Annotated in this window: 18 protein-coding genes; 7 read left to right on the top strand and 11 right to left on the bottom strand. The window is 68.3% G+C overall.

Features of this window, described 5'->3' with window-relative positions:
• Positions 1-2 precede the first annotated feature (2 nt).
• The 5 genes from AC5P68_RS02855 to AC5P68_RS02835 are packed head-to-tail and all read left to right on the top strand — an operon-like array spanning position 3 to position 3,593.
• Positions 3-872: a TPM domain-containing protein gene (locus AC5P68_RS02855; protein WP_414498138.1), complete on the top strand. Its 870-nt coding sequence runs from the start codon at positions 3-5 to the stop codon at positions 870-872.
• A complete protein-coding gene (locus AC5P68_RS02850; RefSeq protein ID WP_033834745.1) occupies positions 872-1,366 on the top strand; it encodes a TPM domain-containing protein in 495 nt (164 codons plus the stop codon). Before AC5P68_RS02855 ends, AC5P68_RS02850 begins: the two co-directional genes overlap by 1 nt.
• A gap of 51 nt (positions 1,367-1,417) precedes the next feature.
• The gene (gene lgt, locus AC5P68_RS02845) at positions 1,418-2,305 is read left to right on the top strand and encodes a prolipoprotein diacylglyceryl transferase (protein WP_033834746.1); all 888 of its coding nucleotides are present in this window, start codon (positions 1,418-1,420) and stop codon (positions 2,303-2,305) included.
• Positions 2,302-3,096 carry a thymidylate synthase gene (locus tag AC5P68_RS02840; RefSeq protein WP_414498139.1) on the top strand — a complete coding sequence of 265 codons (795 nt, stop codon included), beginning with the start codon at positions 2,302-2,304 and terminating at the stop codon, positions 3,094-3,096. The genes lgt and AC5P68_RS02840 overlap by 4 nt, the downstream gene beginning before the upstream one ends.
• A 5-nt stretch (positions 3,097-3,101) precedes the next feature.
• The gene (locus AC5P68_RS02835) at positions 3,102-3,593 is read left to right on the top strand and encodes a dihydrofolate reductase (protein WP_024958640.1); all 492 of its coding nucleotides are present in this window, start codon (positions 3,102-3,104) and stop codon (positions 3,591-3,593) included.
• A 125-nt stretch (positions 3,594-3,718) separates the two neighbouring features.
• On the opposite strand, the gene AC5P68_RS02830 is transcribed toward AC5P68_RS02835, so the two are convergent.
• From AC5P68_RS02830 to AC5P68_RS02785, 10 genes are all read right to left on the bottom strand, one after another.
• Entirely contained in the window at positions 3,719-4,381 is a 663-nt protein-coding gene (locus AC5P68_RS02830) for a DUF1287 domain-containing protein (RefSeq protein WP_033834748.1), read from the bottom strand.
• Positions 4,378-5,403, bottom strand: coding sequence for a symmetrical bis(5'-nucleosyl)-tetraphosphatase (locus AC5P68_RS02825; protein WP_033834749.1), 1,026 nt, complete (start codon positions 5,401-5,403; stop codon positions 4,378-4,380). Before AC5P68_RS02825 ends, AC5P68_RS02830 begins: the two co-directional genes overlap by 4 nt.
• A gap of 15 nt (positions 5,404-5,418) precedes the next feature.
• On the bottom strand, positions 5,419-5,802 hold the full coding sequence (gene apaG / locus AC5P68_RS02820) for a Co2+/Mg2+ efflux facilitator ApaG/CorD (protein ID WP_005412297.1): 384 nt from the start codon (positions 5,800-5,802) through the stop codon (positions 5,419-5,421).
• Positions 5,803-5,815: 13 nt separating this feature from the next.
• Entirely contained in the window at positions 5,816-6,619 is an 804-nt protein-coding gene (rsmA, locus tag AC5P68_RS02815) for a 16S rRNA (adenine(1518)-N(6)/adenine(1519)-N(6))-dimethyltransferase RsmA (protein ID WP_033834750.1), read from the bottom strand.
• Positions 6,616-7,596, bottom strand: a complete 981-nt coding sequence (gene pdxA / locus AC5P68_RS02810; protein WP_033834751.1) for a 4-hydroxythreonine-4-phosphate dehydrogenase PdxA — start codon at positions 7,594-7,596, stop codon at positions 6,616-6,618. Before pdxA ends, rsmA begins: the two co-directional genes overlap by 4 nt.
• A gap of 3 nt (positions 7,597-7,599) precedes the next feature.
• Positions 7,600-8,943, bottom strand: coding sequence for a peptidylprolyl isomerase (locus tag AC5P68_RS02805; protein WP_033835926.1), 1,344 nt, complete (start codon positions 8,941-8,943; stop codon positions 7,600-7,602).
• Positions 8,940-11,441 (bottom strand): LPS-assembly protein LptD, encoded by a 2,502-nt coding sequence (lptD, locus tag AC5P68_RS02800; protein WP_080240921.1) that lies wholly within the window; start codon positions 11,439-11,441, stop codon positions 8,940-8,942. The genes AC5P68_RS02805 and lptD overlap by 4 nt, the downstream gene beginning before the upstream one ends.
• Before the next feature lie 89 nt (positions 11,442-11,530).
• Entirely contained in the window at positions 11,531-12,469 is a 939-nt protein-coding gene (locus AC5P68_RS02795) for a histone deacetylase family protein (RefSeq protein ID WP_049402190.1), read from the bottom strand.
• Between the two features lie 9 nt (positions 12,470-12,478).
• The gene (locus AC5P68_RS02790; RefSeq protein ID WP_033834179.1) at positions 12,479-13,033 is read right to left on the bottom strand and encodes a cob(I)yrinic acid a,c-diamide adenosyltransferase; all 555 of its coding nucleotides are present in this window, start codon (positions 13,031-13,033) and stop codon (positions 12,479-12,481) included.
• Positions 13,034-13,041: 8 nt separating this feature from the next.
• Positions 13,042-13,626, bottom strand: coding sequence for a hypothetical protein (locus AC5P68_RS02785; protein ID WP_005408145.1), 585 nt, complete (start codon positions 13,624-13,626; stop codon positions 13,042-13,044).
• A 106-nt stretch (positions 13,627-13,732) separates the two neighbouring features.
• On the opposite strand from AC5P68_RS02785, the gene ubiH reads away from it, so the two are divergent.
• On the top strand, positions 13,733-14,941 hold the full coding sequence (gene ubiH, locus AC5P68_RS02780) for a 2-octaprenyl-6-methoxyphenyl hydroxylase (protein WP_049402191.1): 1,209 nt from the start codon (positions 13,733-13,735) through the stop codon (positions 14,939-14,941).
• Positions 14,938-16,119, top strand: coding sequence for a UbiH/UbiF family hydroxylase (locus tag AC5P68_RS02775; protein WP_111109095.1), 1,182 nt, complete (start codon positions 14,938-14,940; stop codon positions 16,117-16,119). Before ubiH ends, AC5P68_RS02775 begins: the two co-directional genes overlap by 4 nt.
• Positions 16,120-16,429: 310 nt before the next feature.
• On the opposite strand, the gene AC5P68_RS02770 is transcribed toward AC5P68_RS02775, so the two are convergent.
• Positions 16,430-16,825, bottom strand: a complete 396-nt coding sequence (locus AC5P68_RS02770; RefSeq protein WP_005408148.1) for an EF-hand domain-containing protein — start codon at positions 16,823-16,825, stop codon at positions 16,430-16,432.
• Positions 16,826-16,874: the final 49 nt, after the last annotated feature.

Genomic DNA, 16,874 nt, shown 5'->3' with positions numbered 1-16,874 from the left:
CCATGCGCCTGGCCACTGCGCTCCTGGCCCTGCTGCTGTGGCTGCCGCTGGCTTCGCATGCACAGCAGCTCGCTCCGATTCCGGCGCTGGATTCGCCGGTGGTCGATACCACCGGCACGCTGGACGCCACGCAGAAGCAGGCGCTGGTGCAGCAGGCGATTGAGCTGCAGCAGCGCAAGGGCAGCCAGCTGCAGGTGCTGGTGGTGCCCACCACCCAGCCGGAAGACATCGCGCAGTACACCACGCGGGTCTTCGACCAGTGGCAGATCGGCCGCAAGGGCGTGGACGACGGGGTGCTGCTGGTGGTGGCCAAGGACGACCGGCGCGTGCGCATTGAACCCGGTTATGGTCTGGAGGGAGCGATTCCCGATGCCATCGCCAACCGGGTCATCCAGGAGTACCTGGTGCCGCGCTTCCGCAGCGGCGACTACGCCGGTGGCATCACCGACGCCACGGCGGTGCTGGTCAAGCTGATCGACGGCGAAACGCTGCCGGCACCGGTCAGTGGCCATCGCGGGCGTGAGCCCAGCGGTGGTGGCGATACCTGGTTCCTGGCGCTGTTCATCGGTGTGTTCGCCGGCAGCATCCTGCGCGGCGTGTTCTCGCGCGTGCCGCGACCGCTGCGCGGCCTGCTCGGCGGTGCCGGTGCGGCGCTGGCGGCGTTCCTGTTCACCTCCACGCTGCTCGCCAGTGGCCTGGCTGGCGTCGTGGGCCTCATTGTTGCCATGCTCTCCGGTCACCCGGGCCGCTTTGCCGGTGGCGGTGGCTGGGGCGGTGGCAGCTGGGGCGGCGGAGGCGGCTTCGGCGGCGGCGGCGGTTGGGGCGGCGGCGGTGGCCGCTCCGGCGGTGGTGGTGCTTCGGGGGGCTGGTGATGATCCAACGACTGTGTCGTCATGTATTTTCGCCGTCGGTACGGCGCGCGTTCCCGCCCGCCACGCTGCAGGCGATCACCGAGGCCATCGCAGCCGGTGAGCAGCGCCACGGCGGCCAGGTGATGTTCGCGGTGGAAGCGGACCTGCCGCTGGCCGCGCTGTGGCACAAGGTCACCCCGCGCCAGGCCGCCGAACATGCCTTCGCGCGCCTGCGCACCTGGGATACCACCCACAACAACGGTGTGCTGATCTACCTGCTTCTGGCCGACCACGCCATCGAGATCGTCGCCGACCGTGGCCTGCAGGGCCGGGTCAGCCCGGCACAATGGCAGCGGGTCTGCACCCACCTGCGCGAGGGCCTGCGTGGCTCCAATCCGGTGGAAGCGCTGCAGGATGCCATCGACGAGGTCTCCAGCCTGATCGAAGGGCACTTTCCGGCCTCGACCCGGTCGAACGATGACGCGTTGCCGAACTCGCCCCAGCTCCTTGGTTGAGCCGGGGCGGCACTGGCCCGAGAATAGGCGTTCAACCGCAAGGCACCTTCCATGATCTATTTCCACGACATCGACCCCATCGCCCTCTCGCTGGGGCCGATCAAGGTGCATTGGTACGGCATCATGTACCTGCTGGGCTTCACCGCCGCCTGGCTGCTGGGACGCAAGCGCATCGCCGCCGGCCGCCTGCCGGGCGTCGACGCCAATGGTTTCTCCGACCTGCTGTTCTACGCCATGCTTGGCGTGGTGCTGGGCGGGCGCATCGGCTACATGCTGTTCTACGCGCTGGGCGATTTCCTGCACAACCCGCTGCTGCTGTTCAAGGTGTGGGACGGCGGCATGAGCTTCCACGGTGGCCTGCTGGGCGTGCTGGGCGCCTGCTGGTGGTGGTCGCGCAAGCACAAGCTGCATTTCTTCGACACCATGGATTTCATGGCGCCGCTGGTACCGCTGGGCCTGGGCTTCGGCCGCATCGGCAACTTCATCGGTGCCGAGCTGTGGGGCAAGTACACCGACGGTACCTGGGGCGTGGTGTTCCCGTCCGGCCTGCCGGCGCCGCTGAACCAGCTGGACCACGCGACCCTGCAGGCGCAGTTCGCCACCGGCGCGCTGAACCAGTTCGCGCGCCATCCGTCGCAGTTGTATGAAGCCTTCCTGGAAGGCCTGGTGATGTTCGTGGTGCTGTGGGCCGTGTCGGCCAAGCCGCGCCACCGTTACCTGGTCGGCGGCCTGTTCGCGCTGATGTACGGCCTGTTCCGCTTCGCGGTGGAGTTCGTGCGCATGCCCGACAACGGCGTCTACGTGGCCTTCGACTGGCTGACCCGTGGCCAGATCCTCAGCCTGCCGCTGATCGCCTTCGGCCTGGTGCTGCTGGTGATGTCGCGCCGCGCGCCGGTGCTGCAGCCGCAGTTGCCGGTGGCTGCCGAGGGCAAGGCATGAAGCCCTACCTGGACCTGCTGGCGCACGTGCTCGAACACGGCGCCGAGAAGAGTGATCGCACCGGCACCGGCACCCGCAGCGTGTTCGGCTGGCAGATGCGCTTCGACCTCAATGAAGGTTTCCCGCTGGTCACCACCAAGAAGCTGCACCTGCGCTCGATCATCCACGAGCTGCTGTGGTTCCTGAAAGGCGACACCAACATCGGCTACCTGAAGGACAACCAGGTGCGCATCTGGGACGAGTGGGCCGACGGGAACGGCGATCTCGGCCCGGTGTACGGCAAGCAGTGGCGCAGCTGGGCCACCGCCGATGGCCGTGAGATCGACCAGATGCAGTGGCTGGTGGACGAGATCAAGCGCAACCCCGATTCGCGGCGGCTGGTGGTCAGCGCCTGGAACGTGGGCGAGCTTTCGCAGATGGCGCTGATGCCGTGCCACAACCTGTTCCAGTTCTACGTGGTGGACGGCAAGCTCAGCTGCCAGCTGTACCAGCGCAGCGGCGACATCTTCCTCGGCGTGCCGTTCAACATCGCCAGCTACGCGCTGCTGACCCACATGGTGGCGCAGGCCACCGGCCTGGGCGTGGGCGATTTCGTGCATACGCTGGGCGACGCGCACCTGTATTCGAACCACTTCGAGCAGGCGCGCGAGCAGCTGTCGCGTGAACCGCGCGCGCTGCCCAAGCTGTGGTTGAACCTGGAGGTGACCGATCTGTTCGGCTTCCAGTTCGACGACATCCGCATCGACGGTTACGATCCGCACCCGGCGATCAAGGCGCCGGTGGCGGTATGAGCGCGATGAAGCTGTCGATGATCGTGGCGCTGGATCGCAACCGTGGCATCGGCCAGGGCAATGCCATGCCCTGGCACCTGCCGGATGATTTCAAGCACTTCAAGGCGCTCACCCTGGGCAAGCCGATCCTGATGGGCCGCAAGACGGCCGAATCGATCGGCCGCGTGCTGCCGGGACGGACCAACCTGGTGCTGACCCGCAGCGGCCAGGTGCCGTTCGAGGGCATGCGCGCGGTGGCGTCGCTGGACGAGGCGAAGGCGATTGCCGAAGGCGAGGGCGCCAGCGAGCTGTGCATCATCGGCGGCGGCGAGATCTTCCACCAGCTGCTGGACCAGGCCAGTGACCTGTACCTGACCTGGGTGGATGCCGAAATCCCCGCTGATACCCATTTCCCCGAAGTCGACATGCAGGACTGGCGGGAAGTGAGCAGCGAGCCGCACCCGGCCGACGAACGCCATGCCTACGCGTTCCGCTTCGCGCACTACGTGCGCCGCTGATCGCGCAAATACCAACGAAAACACCGACGGGGATGTCGACGGGGTAGAGTCGACTGTTGGTCGACTGCTCTCGGCGGTCACCCGAAAAACCCACGCTGCGCGCGATAGTCGACTGACAGTCGACTCTACCTGGGCTGTCGCTGCGGCATCCGGTAATGCCCGATGATGGCGTGCTGGAACAACAGGTTCTCTTCGCGCGTGCCGCGCGCGATGTTGTGCAGCACCAGCGGCGTGCCATTGGCCAGCCGCCGGTCGGAGACGATGCCCACGTGCAGCAGGCCGTTGCCGTTGAGCTTCCAGGCGACGATGTCGCCGGCCGCATAGTCGGTGGCGGCGGCCGTGATCGGTTGCTGCCAGCCCTGCCGTTCGAACCAGCGCATCAGGTTCGGCACACGGCGATGATCGATGTTGCGGTCCGGCCGTGACAGGCCCCAGATCGCGGGATAGGCACTGAAATTGCCGCGCATGTCTTCATGCACGCGCGCCTGCAGGTCCAGGCCCTGGCTGCGCAGGGCACGCACCACCACGTCGGTGCACACGCCGCGATCAACCGGAACGTCGCCGCCGGGATAGGCCAGCACCTGATAGGCAGGGTCGTAGCGGGTGGTGACGCCGACCTGTGCGCGCGCCGCTGCCACCAGCGGCGGCGAAGGCGCCTGCGGCTGCGATGGCGTGAGGCCGGCGTTTCCGCCGTCGGCGGGGGCCGGGGCCGAAGGGGGCTGGCAGCCGCTGGCCAGGGCCACCGTCAGCAGCAGCACCGTCCATGGTGCCCCACCGCGCCGCGTCATGCCTGCGGCGGGGGACTGTTGCTGCCGGGGCCCGCAGAGCCACCACCCGCGCCGCCGCCACGGCGCCGACGACGGCGTGGGCCGCGGTTGCCCGGGTTGGCGGCCGGGGTGTTGCCGCCGCCCTGTTCCTTGCCCTGCGCCGATGCCGCCGGGCGCTCGTGCGCCGGTCGCGCTGGCGGGCGTGCGTTGGGCACGGGTGCGGGGACATCGCGGCCCGGCACCTGCACCACGCGCAGTTCATCGGTATCGAGCTGGATCGCGGTCAGCTTGCCGCCCCAGACTGCGCCGGTGTCGATGGCATGCACGCCCTGGGTGATGGTCAGGCCCAGCGCCGACCAGTGGCCGCAGACGATCTTCAGGTCGCGCTCGACCCGGCCCGGCACTTCGAACCAGGGGTACAGTCCCTGTTCCTGCGTGCCCGGCGTGCCCTTGTCCTCGATGCCGATGCGCCCGCGCGGGGTGCAGTAGCGCATGCGGGTGAGCACATTGATGATCGCGCGTGAACGGTCGTAGCCGGACAGGTTCGGTGCCCAGCTCGGCTTGTCGCCGTACATGTTGCGGAACAGCTTGCGGTAGCCGGCACCGTGCAGTTGCACCTCGACCTCGGCGGCATGCTTTTCGGCCATCTGCGTGGTCCACTTCGGCGCCAGGCCGGCGTGCACCATCATCCATCCCAGCTCGCGGTCCACGTGCACCAGCTTCTGCAGGCGCAGCCAGTCCAGCAGTTCGTCGCGGTCCTCGGCCTGCACGATGCGCAGCAGGTCCGGGTTGACCTTGCGCTGTTCCTCTTCGGTGCGTGCACCGACGGCCAGCAGCGAAAGGTCATGGTTGCCCAGCACCACCATGCTGTGCTCGCGCAGCGAATGCACCAGCCGCAGCGTTTCCAGCGACTGGCCACCGCGGTTGACCAGGTCGCCGCAGAACCACAGGGTGTCCTGCGCCGGGTCGAAGCGGATCTTCTCCAGCAGCCGCTGGGTGACGTCATAGCAGCCCTGCAGGTCGCCGATCGCCCACACACTCATCGTCCGGCCTCCGTGTCAGTGCAGGGTACGCGGGATGGCCAGCACGAAAGGTGCGACCGGCGCGGCAAATTCGGTGCCGTCGTCGGCGACCATGTCGTAGTGGCCCTGCATGGTCCCGTGATCGGTCCCCAGCATGACACCGGACGTGTAATGGAAGTCTTCACCGGGACGCAGGCGTGGCTGCTCGCCGATCACCCCGTCGCCATCGACATGCTCGACGCGGCCGTTGGCATCGGTGATGCGCCAGTGGCGTGCGACCAGGCGCGCGGCAACCCGCCCCTGGTTGTGGATGCGGATCGTGTAGGCGAACGCATAGCGTCCGTCTTCCGGCGCGGATTGATCGTCGAGGAAGCGCGGTGCGACTTCGACGGAGATGGCGTAAACGTCAGCGTCTTCCATACCGGCAGTGTAATCAGGAGGCATTGGCCAAAGCGATGAATTCGGCCACGTCCAGCTGTTCGGCGCGGGCATCGGGACGCACGCCGGCGGCAACGAACTGTTCGGCGGACACCACGTTGTTCAGGGCGTTGCGCAGGGTCTTGCGGCGCTGCCCGAAGGCGGCCTTGACCACTTCGGCGAAACGCTTGTGGTCGTTGATGTCGATCGCGGCCGGGTCACGCGGCACCAGCCGCACCACGGCCGAATCGACCTTCGGCGGCGGCCGGAACGCGCCCGGCGGCACCACGAACAGCGAGGTCACCTGGCAGTAGGCCTGCAGCATCACGCTGAGCCGGCCGTACACCTTGCTGCCGGGGCCGGCGGCCATGCGGTCGACCACTTCCTTCTGCAGCATGAAATGCATGTCGCGGATAACCGCGGCATGTTCCAGTGCATGGAACAGGATCGGCGAGGAGATGTTGTAGGGCAGGTTGCCGACCAGGCGGATCGGCTGGCCGGCGGCCAGCTCGGTGAAGTCCACGCGCAGCACGTCGCGGTGGACGATGGTCAGCTCGCCCAGCGGCTCGGCGGCGGCGGTCAGCGGCGCGATCAGGTCACGGTCGAACTCGATCACCGTCAGTTTCGGATGCACGCGCAGCAGCGGCAGCGTGATCGCGCCCTGGCCGGGACCGATCTCGACCAGGCGGTCACCGTCTTTCGGGTTGACCGCCATCACGATCTTGTCGATGTAGTGGCGGTCGGCCAGGAAATGCTGGCCAAGCTGCTTCTTGGCCGGGGCGGTGAACACCGGGCCGGAGGGGGAGTGCGGGGAATTCATGCGCTCAGTGTACGTTGCCGCGCAAGCTGCGCACACAACGTCGTTGCCGCCTGCAGGCTGGAAGGATCGGCAACGCCACGGCCGGCAAGGTCCAGCGCGGTGCCGTGGTCCACTGCAACGCGTGGGTAGGGCAGGCCCAGGGTCAGGTTCACCGCCTGCTCGAAGCCCGAGTACTTCAGCACCGGCAGGCCCTGGTCGTGGTACATCGCCAGCACGGTGTCGAAGCCGGCCAGCTTGGCCGGCAGGAAGGCGGTATCGGCTGGCAGCGGCCCGATCAGGTCCATGCCCTCCGCGCGCAGGCGCTGCAGCAGCGGGATGACCAGGTCCAGTTCCTCGCGGCCCAGATGGCCGTCTTCGCCGGCGTGCGGGTTCAGGCCGAGCACGGCGATGCGTGGCGCGGGCAGGCCGAACTCGCGGCGCAGCGCGGCGTGCACGGTGCGAAGGGTGTGTTCCAGGCTGGGCGTGGTGATCGCGTCGGCCACCTCGCGCAGTGGCAGGTGGGTGGTGGCCAGGGCCACGCGCACGATGTGGTTGGCCAGCATCATCACCACCTTCACCCCAGCCTGGTCGGCCAGCAGTTCGGTGGTGCCGCTGTAGGCGATGCCGCCTTCGTTGATGACGGCCTTGTGCACCGGGCCGGTCACCACGCCGTGCAGTTCGCCTGACAGGCAGGCCTGGCCGGCACCGAGCAGGGCGCCGATGACCGCGCCGGCATTGGCCGGATCGGCCTGGCCGAAACGGCTCGGGGTGGCATTGGCCACCACGCGCAGGCGCAGGTCGCCGGGGACGCGCGCTTGGGCATCCTCGGGCAGCAGTTGCAGCGGCAGGTTCAGCGCGGCCGCGGCCGCGCGCAGGGTGTCCGGGTCGGCGAAGGCCAGCAGCCGACAATCTTCACGCGGCTGCTGGACGAGGCGGACGCACAGCTCCGGGCCGATCCCGGCGGGCTCGCCCGGTACCAGAGCGAGCTCGGGGCGCATCGATCAGGACTGCGGCGGCGTGGCGGTGTTTTCCGCGCGGTCGCCACTGCGGAAGCTGACGTAGGCTTCGCCGCGCAGTTCCTGCAGGAAGCGGTTGTACTCGTCTTCCAGCTTGCGGCGGCCAATGGTCTCGCGGACCTGGGCACGCTGGTTGTCGTTGGTCACGTCGGTCTGGCGAGTGGCCACGCGCTGCAGGATGTGCCAACCGGCATCGGTGCGGAACGGCTGGCTGACGCCGCCGTCCTGGATGGCGGCCACCTGCTGGCCAAAGGCCGGACCGAACGCATCGGCCGGGAACCAGCCCAGATCGCCGCCCTGACCCTTGCTGTTGTTGTCCTCGGAGGACTCCTTGGCCACGGTCTCGAAGTCCGCGCCACCGGCAATGCGGGCACGCAGGGTATCGATCTTGGCTTTGGCGGCCGCGTCGGTCTGATGATCGTCCACGCGCACCAGGATGTGGCGACCGTGGTACTCGGTGACGGTGCTTGCGCCAGCGGTGGCGCTGGCATCGCGCACTTCCACCAGCTTCAACAGCTGGAAGCCGCTGGGGCCACGGATCGGGCCGACTACTTCGCCGGGCTTCATCTTTTCCATCATCTGCGCGAAGGCCTGCGGGATTTCATCCAGGCTGCGCCAGCCCAGGTCGCCGCCTTCCAGCGCATTGGGGCTGTCGGAATAGCGCACGGCCGCCGCGTTGAAGTCCAGCTCGCCCTTGTCCAGCAGGGCCTTGACGCCATCGGCCTTCTTCTGGCCGGTGGCGATCTGGTCGGCGTTGGCGCCGTCCGGCAACGCGACCAGGATGTGCGCCAGGTGGTACTGGTTGCCTACCGTGGCCTGCTGCTTCAGCGCGGCATCGACTTCACCCTCGCTGACGCTGATGCGGCTCTGCGCGAAGCTCTGGCGCAGGCGCTGCACGGTGATCTCATCACGCACCGATGCGCGGAAATCGTTGAAATCGATGCCGTCGTGGGCCAGGCGCTGGCGCAGGGTGTCCAGGTTCGAACCGTTCTGCTGGGCGATGGAGTTCATCGCCTGGTTCAGCTCCTGGTCGCTGACCCGGATGCCGCTGCCCTGGGCGCGGGCCACCTGCAGCTTGACCAGCACCAGGCGCTCGAGCACCTGGCGGCTGAGCACGTCTTCCGGCGGCAGCTGGTTTTCCCGCCCGGCGTACTGCGCCTTGATGTTGGCGATCGCACGCTGGAGCTCGCTCTGCAGGATCACGTCCTCATCGACGACGGCGGCAATGCGGTCGAGCGGCTGCGCCTCCTGGGCAAGCACCTGCAGGGGGGCGGACACGCTGGACACCGCCAGCAGCGAGGCGAGTAGAACGGGGAAGCGCTTGGTCATGGGATCAGATTCGGATCGTAGTCATCGCGGGTCGCCCCGGTGTTGCTGGGCGGCACGAGATAGAGGTCGTCGCGGTTGTAGCCGAGGATAGCACGGCGCAGAGTGCGGTCCGTGTCCTGGCCGATGGAGCTCAGGCCCTTCAGGACGAACTCCACCTGGATGGAGTTGTTCATCTCGCCTTCGCGATTGCGGACATAGCGGCGGCCGACCACACGCACGGCCAGGCAGCAGCTGTCCCACTGGACACCGCCGATGATTTCCAGCGGCTCCTTGTCCTGCAGCGAGTAGTAATAGCGGCCGACCAGGCTCCAACGCGCATTCAGCGGGTACAGGAACGACAGGTCGGCCTGCTCCAGCAGGGTGCGGTCATACTTGTTGGCACCGGGCAGAGCACCGGCATTGATGCGGTAGCGGTAGCTCAGGTTGACCACGCCGTCGTTGGGCATCAGGTAGCGGGCACGGACGCTGGCCAGATCCTCGCGCTTGTACTTCGGGTCCCACTGGTAGGTGGCGCCCAGGGTCCAGCGGTCGTTGATCATGTAGTTGCCGTCGGCGATCCAGGCCGACTTGCCCTTTTCCACCGGGGCGCCGCCGGGGGTGGTGGTCACCCGCGACTCATCGAAGTACTGGATCTGGCCGATCGAGGCCGAGAAACGTTCCTTGCCGGTGGTCTGGTCGATGAACCGGGTGCTCACCGCCAGGGTCAGCTGGTTGGCGTCGTTCTGGCGGTCGGCGCCGGTGTAGCGCGAATCGCGGAACAGCTGGCCCCAGCTGAAGGTGAAGTCACGGGTGTCGAAGATCGGAAGGTCGTCCTGGTTGCGGTACGGCGTGCGCAGGTAGAACAGGCGCGGTTCCAGGGTCTGCAGGAAGGACTTGCCGCCGATGCTGGTTTCGCGGTCGAAGAACAGGCCGGCATCGATGCTGCCGATCGGCAGGCTGCGGCTGGGCGAGGTGTTGCCGCGCAGCTGCTCGGGCGTGGCCGTGTTCGGGTCGATGCCCTGCGAACTCAGGATCTGGGCCTGGATGCCTCTCACACCATCCACCAGGCCACGGTCCAGCTGATAGGCGGTGTAGCGGTAGGCCAGGGTCGGGGTCACATACCAGGCCGCGCCGCTGATCGGGAATGACACATACGGCTTCACGTCCAATCGCGAACCGCCGCTGACACCGACGCCGTCGGTCCACTGCAGTCCATTGCGGGTGTACTGCAGATCCTTACCGGTGCCGACGGCGTTCTTGAAGTTGATGTCGTCGTGGGTGAAGCGCACCGCTTCGGCGTAGATGCCGGCTTCCAGCCAGGGCCGGACCGGCTTGTCCCAGTTGAAGTACAGGCGCGGCTGGCGGTTGTAGGGCAGGGCGCGCTCGTCGAGCGTGTAGTCGGTCAGCTGCCAGCGGTCGGCCATGATGCCGGCCGTCCAGTTCTTGCCGGTGCCGTACAGGCCCACCGTGCTCTGCAGGTTGGAGGCGGTCACCCCCACCAGGCGGTTGGCGAAATCCTCGACATAGCGCTCGTCGCTGACCCAGGCCAGATTGGCACGCGCGTGCCAGTTACTGTCCAGGTTGTGGTAGCCGGAGAACATCACCCGGCCGCGGTCACGGTCGCGCAGGCGGTCGTTGGGCATGAACGAGGTCAACACCTCGCCGCGGCCGCCGTTGTAGAGGTAGCGGAACTCGTTGTCGAGCAGCAGGCCGCGCCGGCTCATGTAGCGCGGGGTCAGCGTGTCGTCGTAGTTCGGCGCCAGGTTGAAGTAGATCGGCTGGGCGTAGTCGAAGCCGTTGCGCCCGGACATGCCCAGCTGCGGGAACAGCAGGCCGGTCTTGCGGCGGTCATCGATCGGGAACTTGAAGTACGGCGCCCACAGCACCGGCACCTTGCCGATGCGCAGCACGGCGTTGCGCGCGGTGCCGAAGCCCTCGTCGTTGTCCACTTCGATCTGCGGTGCCGACAGCTTCCACACCGGCTGCGAGGGGTCGCAGGTGGTGTAGGTGGAGCGGTGCATCTGGCCGACCGCACCCTGCAGGTCGACCGACTCGGCATCGCCGTTGCCCCGGCGCGACACCAGCTGGTACTTGATGTCGGAGATCTTGTGGGTATCGCTTTCCTGGTTGCCTTCGGCACGCTTGGCGACCATCCGGATCGACCCGTCCTGGTAGCGGACATTGCCGTCGGCGATGTAGTTGCCGGTCTCGGTGTCGAAGCTGAGCTTGTCGGTACCGACGAACTGGTCACCCCGGCGCAGCGCCACGTTGCCCTCGTACTGCGGCACGGTGGTGGTGCCCAGCAGCTGGTCACCCTCGATGTCGGTCGGCTGCTGCTCGCGGGCGGCCGCGGCGGCAGCCTTGTCCTGGGCCGGGACCGGGGTGGGGGCGTCAGTGAACGCGGGAATGACGTCGGTGGCCGGGCACAGGCCCCAGTTGAGCGGCTTTTCATCGGCCATCGCCGGCAGGCTGATGGCGATGCTCAGAGGCAGGGGAAGCAGGCGGAGGGCTCGGCGCACGCGGTTCGGATTCGGGCGAAAACGGACGGTAGCTTGCCCCATCCCTTGCATAGGGGCAATGAAGGACGCCGGAGCCTGCCGGTTCGGGTTCATCCGGCGGAGGTGCCCACGGACGGCGTGAGCAGGGCCTGGACATGGGCCACGCTGCACTCGGCCAGGGCCTGCAGGTCGTAGCCACCCTCCAGCATCGAGACCACCCGGCCGGCCGCGTGACGGCGTGCCAGCGCGTGCAGTTCACCGGTGATCCAGGCGAAATCGTCGGTCTCCAGCATCAGGTCCGCCTGCGGATCACGCAGGTGGGCGTCGAAGCCGGCCGAGATCAGCAGCAGCTGCGGGCGGAAGTCGTCGATGGCCGGCAGCATCTCGTCGGCCCAGACATTGCGGAAGCGGAAGCCACCGCTGCCCGGCGGCAGCAGGATGTTCATCAGGTTGCCGGCACCGCGGTCACGGCGCAGGCCGGAATTGGGGAACAGCCCGGCCTGGTGGGTGCTGTAGTACGAGACCCGGGCGTCGTGCTGGAAGATGTCCTGGGTGCCGTTGCCGTGGTGGACGTCGAAGTCGACCACCGCGATCCGTTCCAGGCCGTGGCGGTCGCGGGCATAGGCGGCGGCGATGGCGATGTTGTTGAGCAGGCAGAAGCCCATCGCCGTGCTGCTGGTGGCGTGGTGTCCCGGCGGGCGTACCGCGCAGAAGGCCAGCGGGTCGTCGCCCAGCATCACCGCATCGACCGCGGCCACGCCGGCACCGGCGGCGTGCACGGCGGCGCTGGCCGAGCCGGGTGAGGTCCAGGTGTCCATGTCCAGCTGGCGCAGCGGTGCGGTCTGCGGTTGCAGCACGAAGTCGAGAAGGGCGCTGTCGTGGACCCGGGTCAGTTCACCGAACTTGGCCGGTGGCGCTTTGCGCCACTCCAGCTGGCCGGGGAACGCGGTGTGCAGCGCGTCCAGCACATGCTGCAGGCGTTGCGGGCACTCCGGGTGGCCGGGGCCGGGGTCGTGCAGCAGGCAGGACGGATGGGTGTAGACCAGCATCGTGCAGGCTCAGCGCTGGCGCTGCTGTGGTTGCCACAGCGCTTCGCCCTGGCCGTCGGCACGGGCCAGCACCCGGGCCAGTACGAACAACAGGTCCGACAACCTGTTCAGGTACTGCAACGCCTCGCTGCGCACGGCCTCGTGGCGGGCCAGGGTGACCGTTTCGCGCTCGGCGCGGCGGACGATGGTGCGGGCCAGATGGCAGCGCGCGGCGGCTTCGCCGCCGGCCGGCAGGATGAATTCCTTCAGCATCGGCAGGCCGGCGTTGTAATGGTCCAGCTGCTGTTCCAGGGCGGAGACATCGGCGGCGTGGATCGCGGCGTGGCCGGGGATGCACAGTTCGGCGCCCAGGTCGAACAACTGGTGCTGCAGATGCACCACCAGCGCGCGCACATCCTCGGGCAGGGGCACGGCCAGCAGCAGGCCGAGCGCGGCATTGGCCTCGTCGACGGTGCCGTAGGACGCCACCCGGGCGTCATCCTTGGGCACGCGCTGGCCGTCACCGAGGCCGGTACTGCCGTCGTCGCCGGTGCGGGTGTAGATGCGCGAGAGGCGATGACCCATGTCGCGGCTCAGTGGCGGATGTCGCGGCGGGCCTGCTGGAGCTTCAACACCTGCTCCACGGCCAGCTGCAGGGCGGCGGCCAGCGCCACGTAGATCGCCGTGGTGCGCAGGTAGGGGCCGAACCACTGCGCGTAGTTCTGTGCCCAGCCGGCCAGGGTCGGCTCGGCCACGTTGCTGCTGGTCCAGTAGAAGCCGCCCTGCGCCAGCAGGTGGCAGACCGCCACCGAGGCGACCAGCAGCAGCGCGCCCTTGGCCAGTACCGGCCAGCGCGCGCTCTGGTAGTTGCGGCCCAGCAGCATGCCGCCGGCCCACAGCGAGAAATAGGCCGGCAGCAGCAGCCAGTAGCCCGGCGACACGCAGTAGTGCTGCCAGAAGTCCAGGCCGCTGCTGCGGATCACGATCCAGTCCACCAGCACCGCGAACACCATCAGCAGCGGGAACGCCCAGCGCGTCCAGCGGGCCAGGTAGAAGCCACCGATGAAGAACACCGCCCATGAGGCATCGGGGATCGCCGCGAAGTGATTGACACGGGTCGCTGCCAGCACCAGAACGAGCACGGACAGGACGAAGGCGCGGTTGGCAGTGTCGGACATGGTGGCGGGCCCGGAGCGGATTCAGGTTTCATTCTAGCCCGCCGCGCGGGTTGGCGCAGGACCGGCCGTTCGGCGTACAGACGGGGCGAGCGCGTATCATGAACGCATGAGTGAACGACATGACGTGCTGATTGTCGGTGGTGGCCTGGTCGGCGCCAGCCTGGCCATTGCCCTGGACCGCCTCGGCCGCGACGTGGGCCTGCTCGAGGCCAGCCCGGCCGGCGAGCTGCCGGCGGTGTTCGACCAGCGCAATCTCAGTTTTGCCGCTGCCACCGTCAATGCGCTGACCGCGCTGGGGGTGATGCAGAAGCTGGCGATGGCACCGGGCCCGATCCGGCGCATCCACGTCAGCCGTGCCGGCGATTTCGGCCGTGTGCAGCTGGAAGCGGCCGATTACGACCGGCCTTGGTTCGGCCAGGTGGTGGTCGCCCGCGACTTCGGCCAGGCGCTGGAAGCGCGGCTTCAGGAGCTGCCGCGGCTGCGCCGTTACCGGCCGATGCGGTTCCTGGGCCTGGGTGAAGTGGTCGACGGCTACCGCCAGGTGCGGGTCGCCGATGAGGCCGGCGAGCGCGTATTGCTGGCACGGCTGGTGGTGGGTGCCGACGGTACGACCAGTGGCGTGCGTGGTGCACTGGGCATCGAGGTCGACCGCCATGATTTCCAGCAGACCCTGTTCGTGGCCCGTGTACGCAGCCAGCGCGTGCCGGATGGCACCGCGTGGGAGCGTTTCACCGATACCGGTCCGACGGCCCTGCTGCCGCGCGGCGATCGTCACTTCGGCACCGTGCATGGTGTTGCGCGCGACCAGGCCGATGCGGTGATGGCGCTGGACGATGCCGCCTGGCTGCAACGCCTGCAGAACGCGATCGGCTGGCGTGCCGGCCGCCTGCTCGAGTCCGGCCCGCGCAGCGCCTACCCGCTCATCCAGGTGCTGGCGCGCGCCCTGGCCGGTGAGCGCACGGTGCTGCTGGGCAATGCCGCGCAGACCATTCATCCGCTGGGTGCACAGGGCTTCAACCTGGGCCTGCGCGATGCGCTGACCCTGGCCGAGCTGCTGGAGGATGCGCATGAAGATGCCGGCAGTGATGCACTGCTGCAGGCCTATGTCGCGCGCCGCGAGGAAGATCGCCGGCAGACGGTGGCGTTCTCCGGCGGCCTGGCGCGCCTGACCAGCAACCCGGCGCCGCTGATGCGGCCGCTGCGCAGCCTCGGCCTGGTGGCCGCGCAACGCGCATCGGTGCAGTCGATGCTGGTCGGTGGCGCGATGGGCTTCCGCGGCGAAGTGCCGCGCCTGTGCCGCGGAGAAGCCGCATGAGCCGGCGCATGCGCCTTGATGTGGCCATCGTCGGTGGTGGCGTGGTCGGTGCCGCGTGCGCGCTGGCGCTGGCCGATGCCGGCCTGTCGGTTGCGCTGGTGGAAGGTCGTGAGCCCGCGCCGTGGCAGGCCGCACAGCCTGACCTCCGCGTGTTCGCCTTCGCTGCTGACAACGTACAACTGTTGAGCCGCCTGGGCGTGTGGCCGGCGATCGTGCAGGCCCGCGCCTGGCCCTACCGGCGCATGCAGGTGTGGGATGCGGCCGGCGGCGAAGATCTGCTGTTCGATGCCGATCGCTTCGGCCGTCGTGAACTGGGCTACATCGTCGAGAACGGCCTGCTGCAGGATCGCCTGTGGGCGGCGTTGCCGGCGGCGGGCGTGCAGCTGCACTGCCCGGCGCGGGTGGAAGCGCTGGAGCAGGACGACGACGGCGTGCGCCTGCGCCTGGATGACGGTCGTCGCCTGGAAGCGGCGTTGGCGGTAGCCGCCGACGGCGCCGAATCGACCCTGCGCCAACTGGCCGGGATCGAGGTTGAAAAGCATGACTACCACCAGCGTGGCGTGGTGGCCTACGTGGACAGCGATCTTCCCAACCAGGCCACCGCCTGGCAGCGTTTCCTGCCGAGCGGGCCGCTGGCGCTGCTGCCGGTGGCCGAGCGCCGCAGCTCGATCGTCTGGACCCTGCCCGAGGACGAGGCGGCGCGCGTGCTGGCGCTGGACGAAGACAGCTTCAACCGCGAACTGACCCGCGCCTTCGCGGCGCGGCTGGGTGAGCTGCGGCTGGCATCACCGCGCGCAGCCTTCCCGCTGCGCCGCCAGCTGGCACGTCACTACGTGGCCGGCCGTGTGCTGGCATTGGGTGATGCCGCGCACGTGGTGCATCCGCTGGCCGGGCAGGGCGTGAACCTGGGCCTGCGCGATGTGTCCGCCCTGCAGCAGTGGCTGGCGCCGTCGGCCGAGCGCCGTGGGCAGCCGCGGCTGTCGCCGCAGCGCCTGCAGCGCTGGGCACGCGAACGGCGCAGCGACAACCACATCGCCGCCTACAGCTTCGATGCGATCAACCGCCTGTTCTCCAACGACGAAATGCACCTGACCCTGGCCCGCGGACGCGCGCTGGGCTGCGTCGGCAAATGGCCGCCGATGGTGCAGGCATTCTGGAAGCGCGCCGCCGGGGTGTAGCCGGAGAGCGAACCGCACGTTGCTGGGGGGCACCGCTGGCGCGTTAGCAACCACGGGATCCCGCTCTGGTAGGTGCCAACCTTGGTTGGCACGTCTGCCAGGTCACGTCGGCCCAGATGGGGCGACGGCGTTTCCGATGCTGTGCCAACCAAGGTTGGCACCTACCGGAAGCGGACTCCGCTACCGCTACCGCCGTTGCTCCAGTAGATCCACGCCATGCGTGGATGAAGATCGCGCTGGATCAAAAAAGGGGACGGAGGGGATTAAGTCGTTTGTGCCACAAACGACTTAATCCCCTCCGTCCCCTTTTTCAGTCGACCAGCCAGCCGGCCAGGTCGGCACGATCCAGCTTGCCGCGACGCTTCACGTCCAACGCATTGAACTCATCGGCCAGCGCCGGATTCGCCTGCGCTTCCTCGCGGCTGATGAAACCATCGCCGTTCACATCCAGCGCAGCGAAGTGGATGCGGTACTGGCCAACCACGCTGCTCGGTTCCAGCGAACGCACGGTCACCTGCGCCTCGCCGGCCGGCTGCGGAATCTCGACGCTGCCGCTGACCCGGCCCGCATCCAGCGGTTGCTGGCGGATCGCGCCGCCGGTGGGGCCCAGCGGCTGGCTTTGTGCCGGGGTGTGCGGCAATTGCTGGGCCACCGCTGGTGCGGCGGCCAGCAGGGTGATCAGCAGCGGAATCGTTCGATGTCGCATGGATGCTCCTCCCTCTGCAGCGCCGGGGTATGCCCGGCGGACGTGATGG

It is taken from the genome of Stenotrophomonas sp. YJH_SMC_58 (assembly GCF_059369635.1).
The sequence above is the reverse complement of the archived record's forward strand: the minus strand, read 5'-3'. Positions and strand labels throughout refer to the sequence as shown.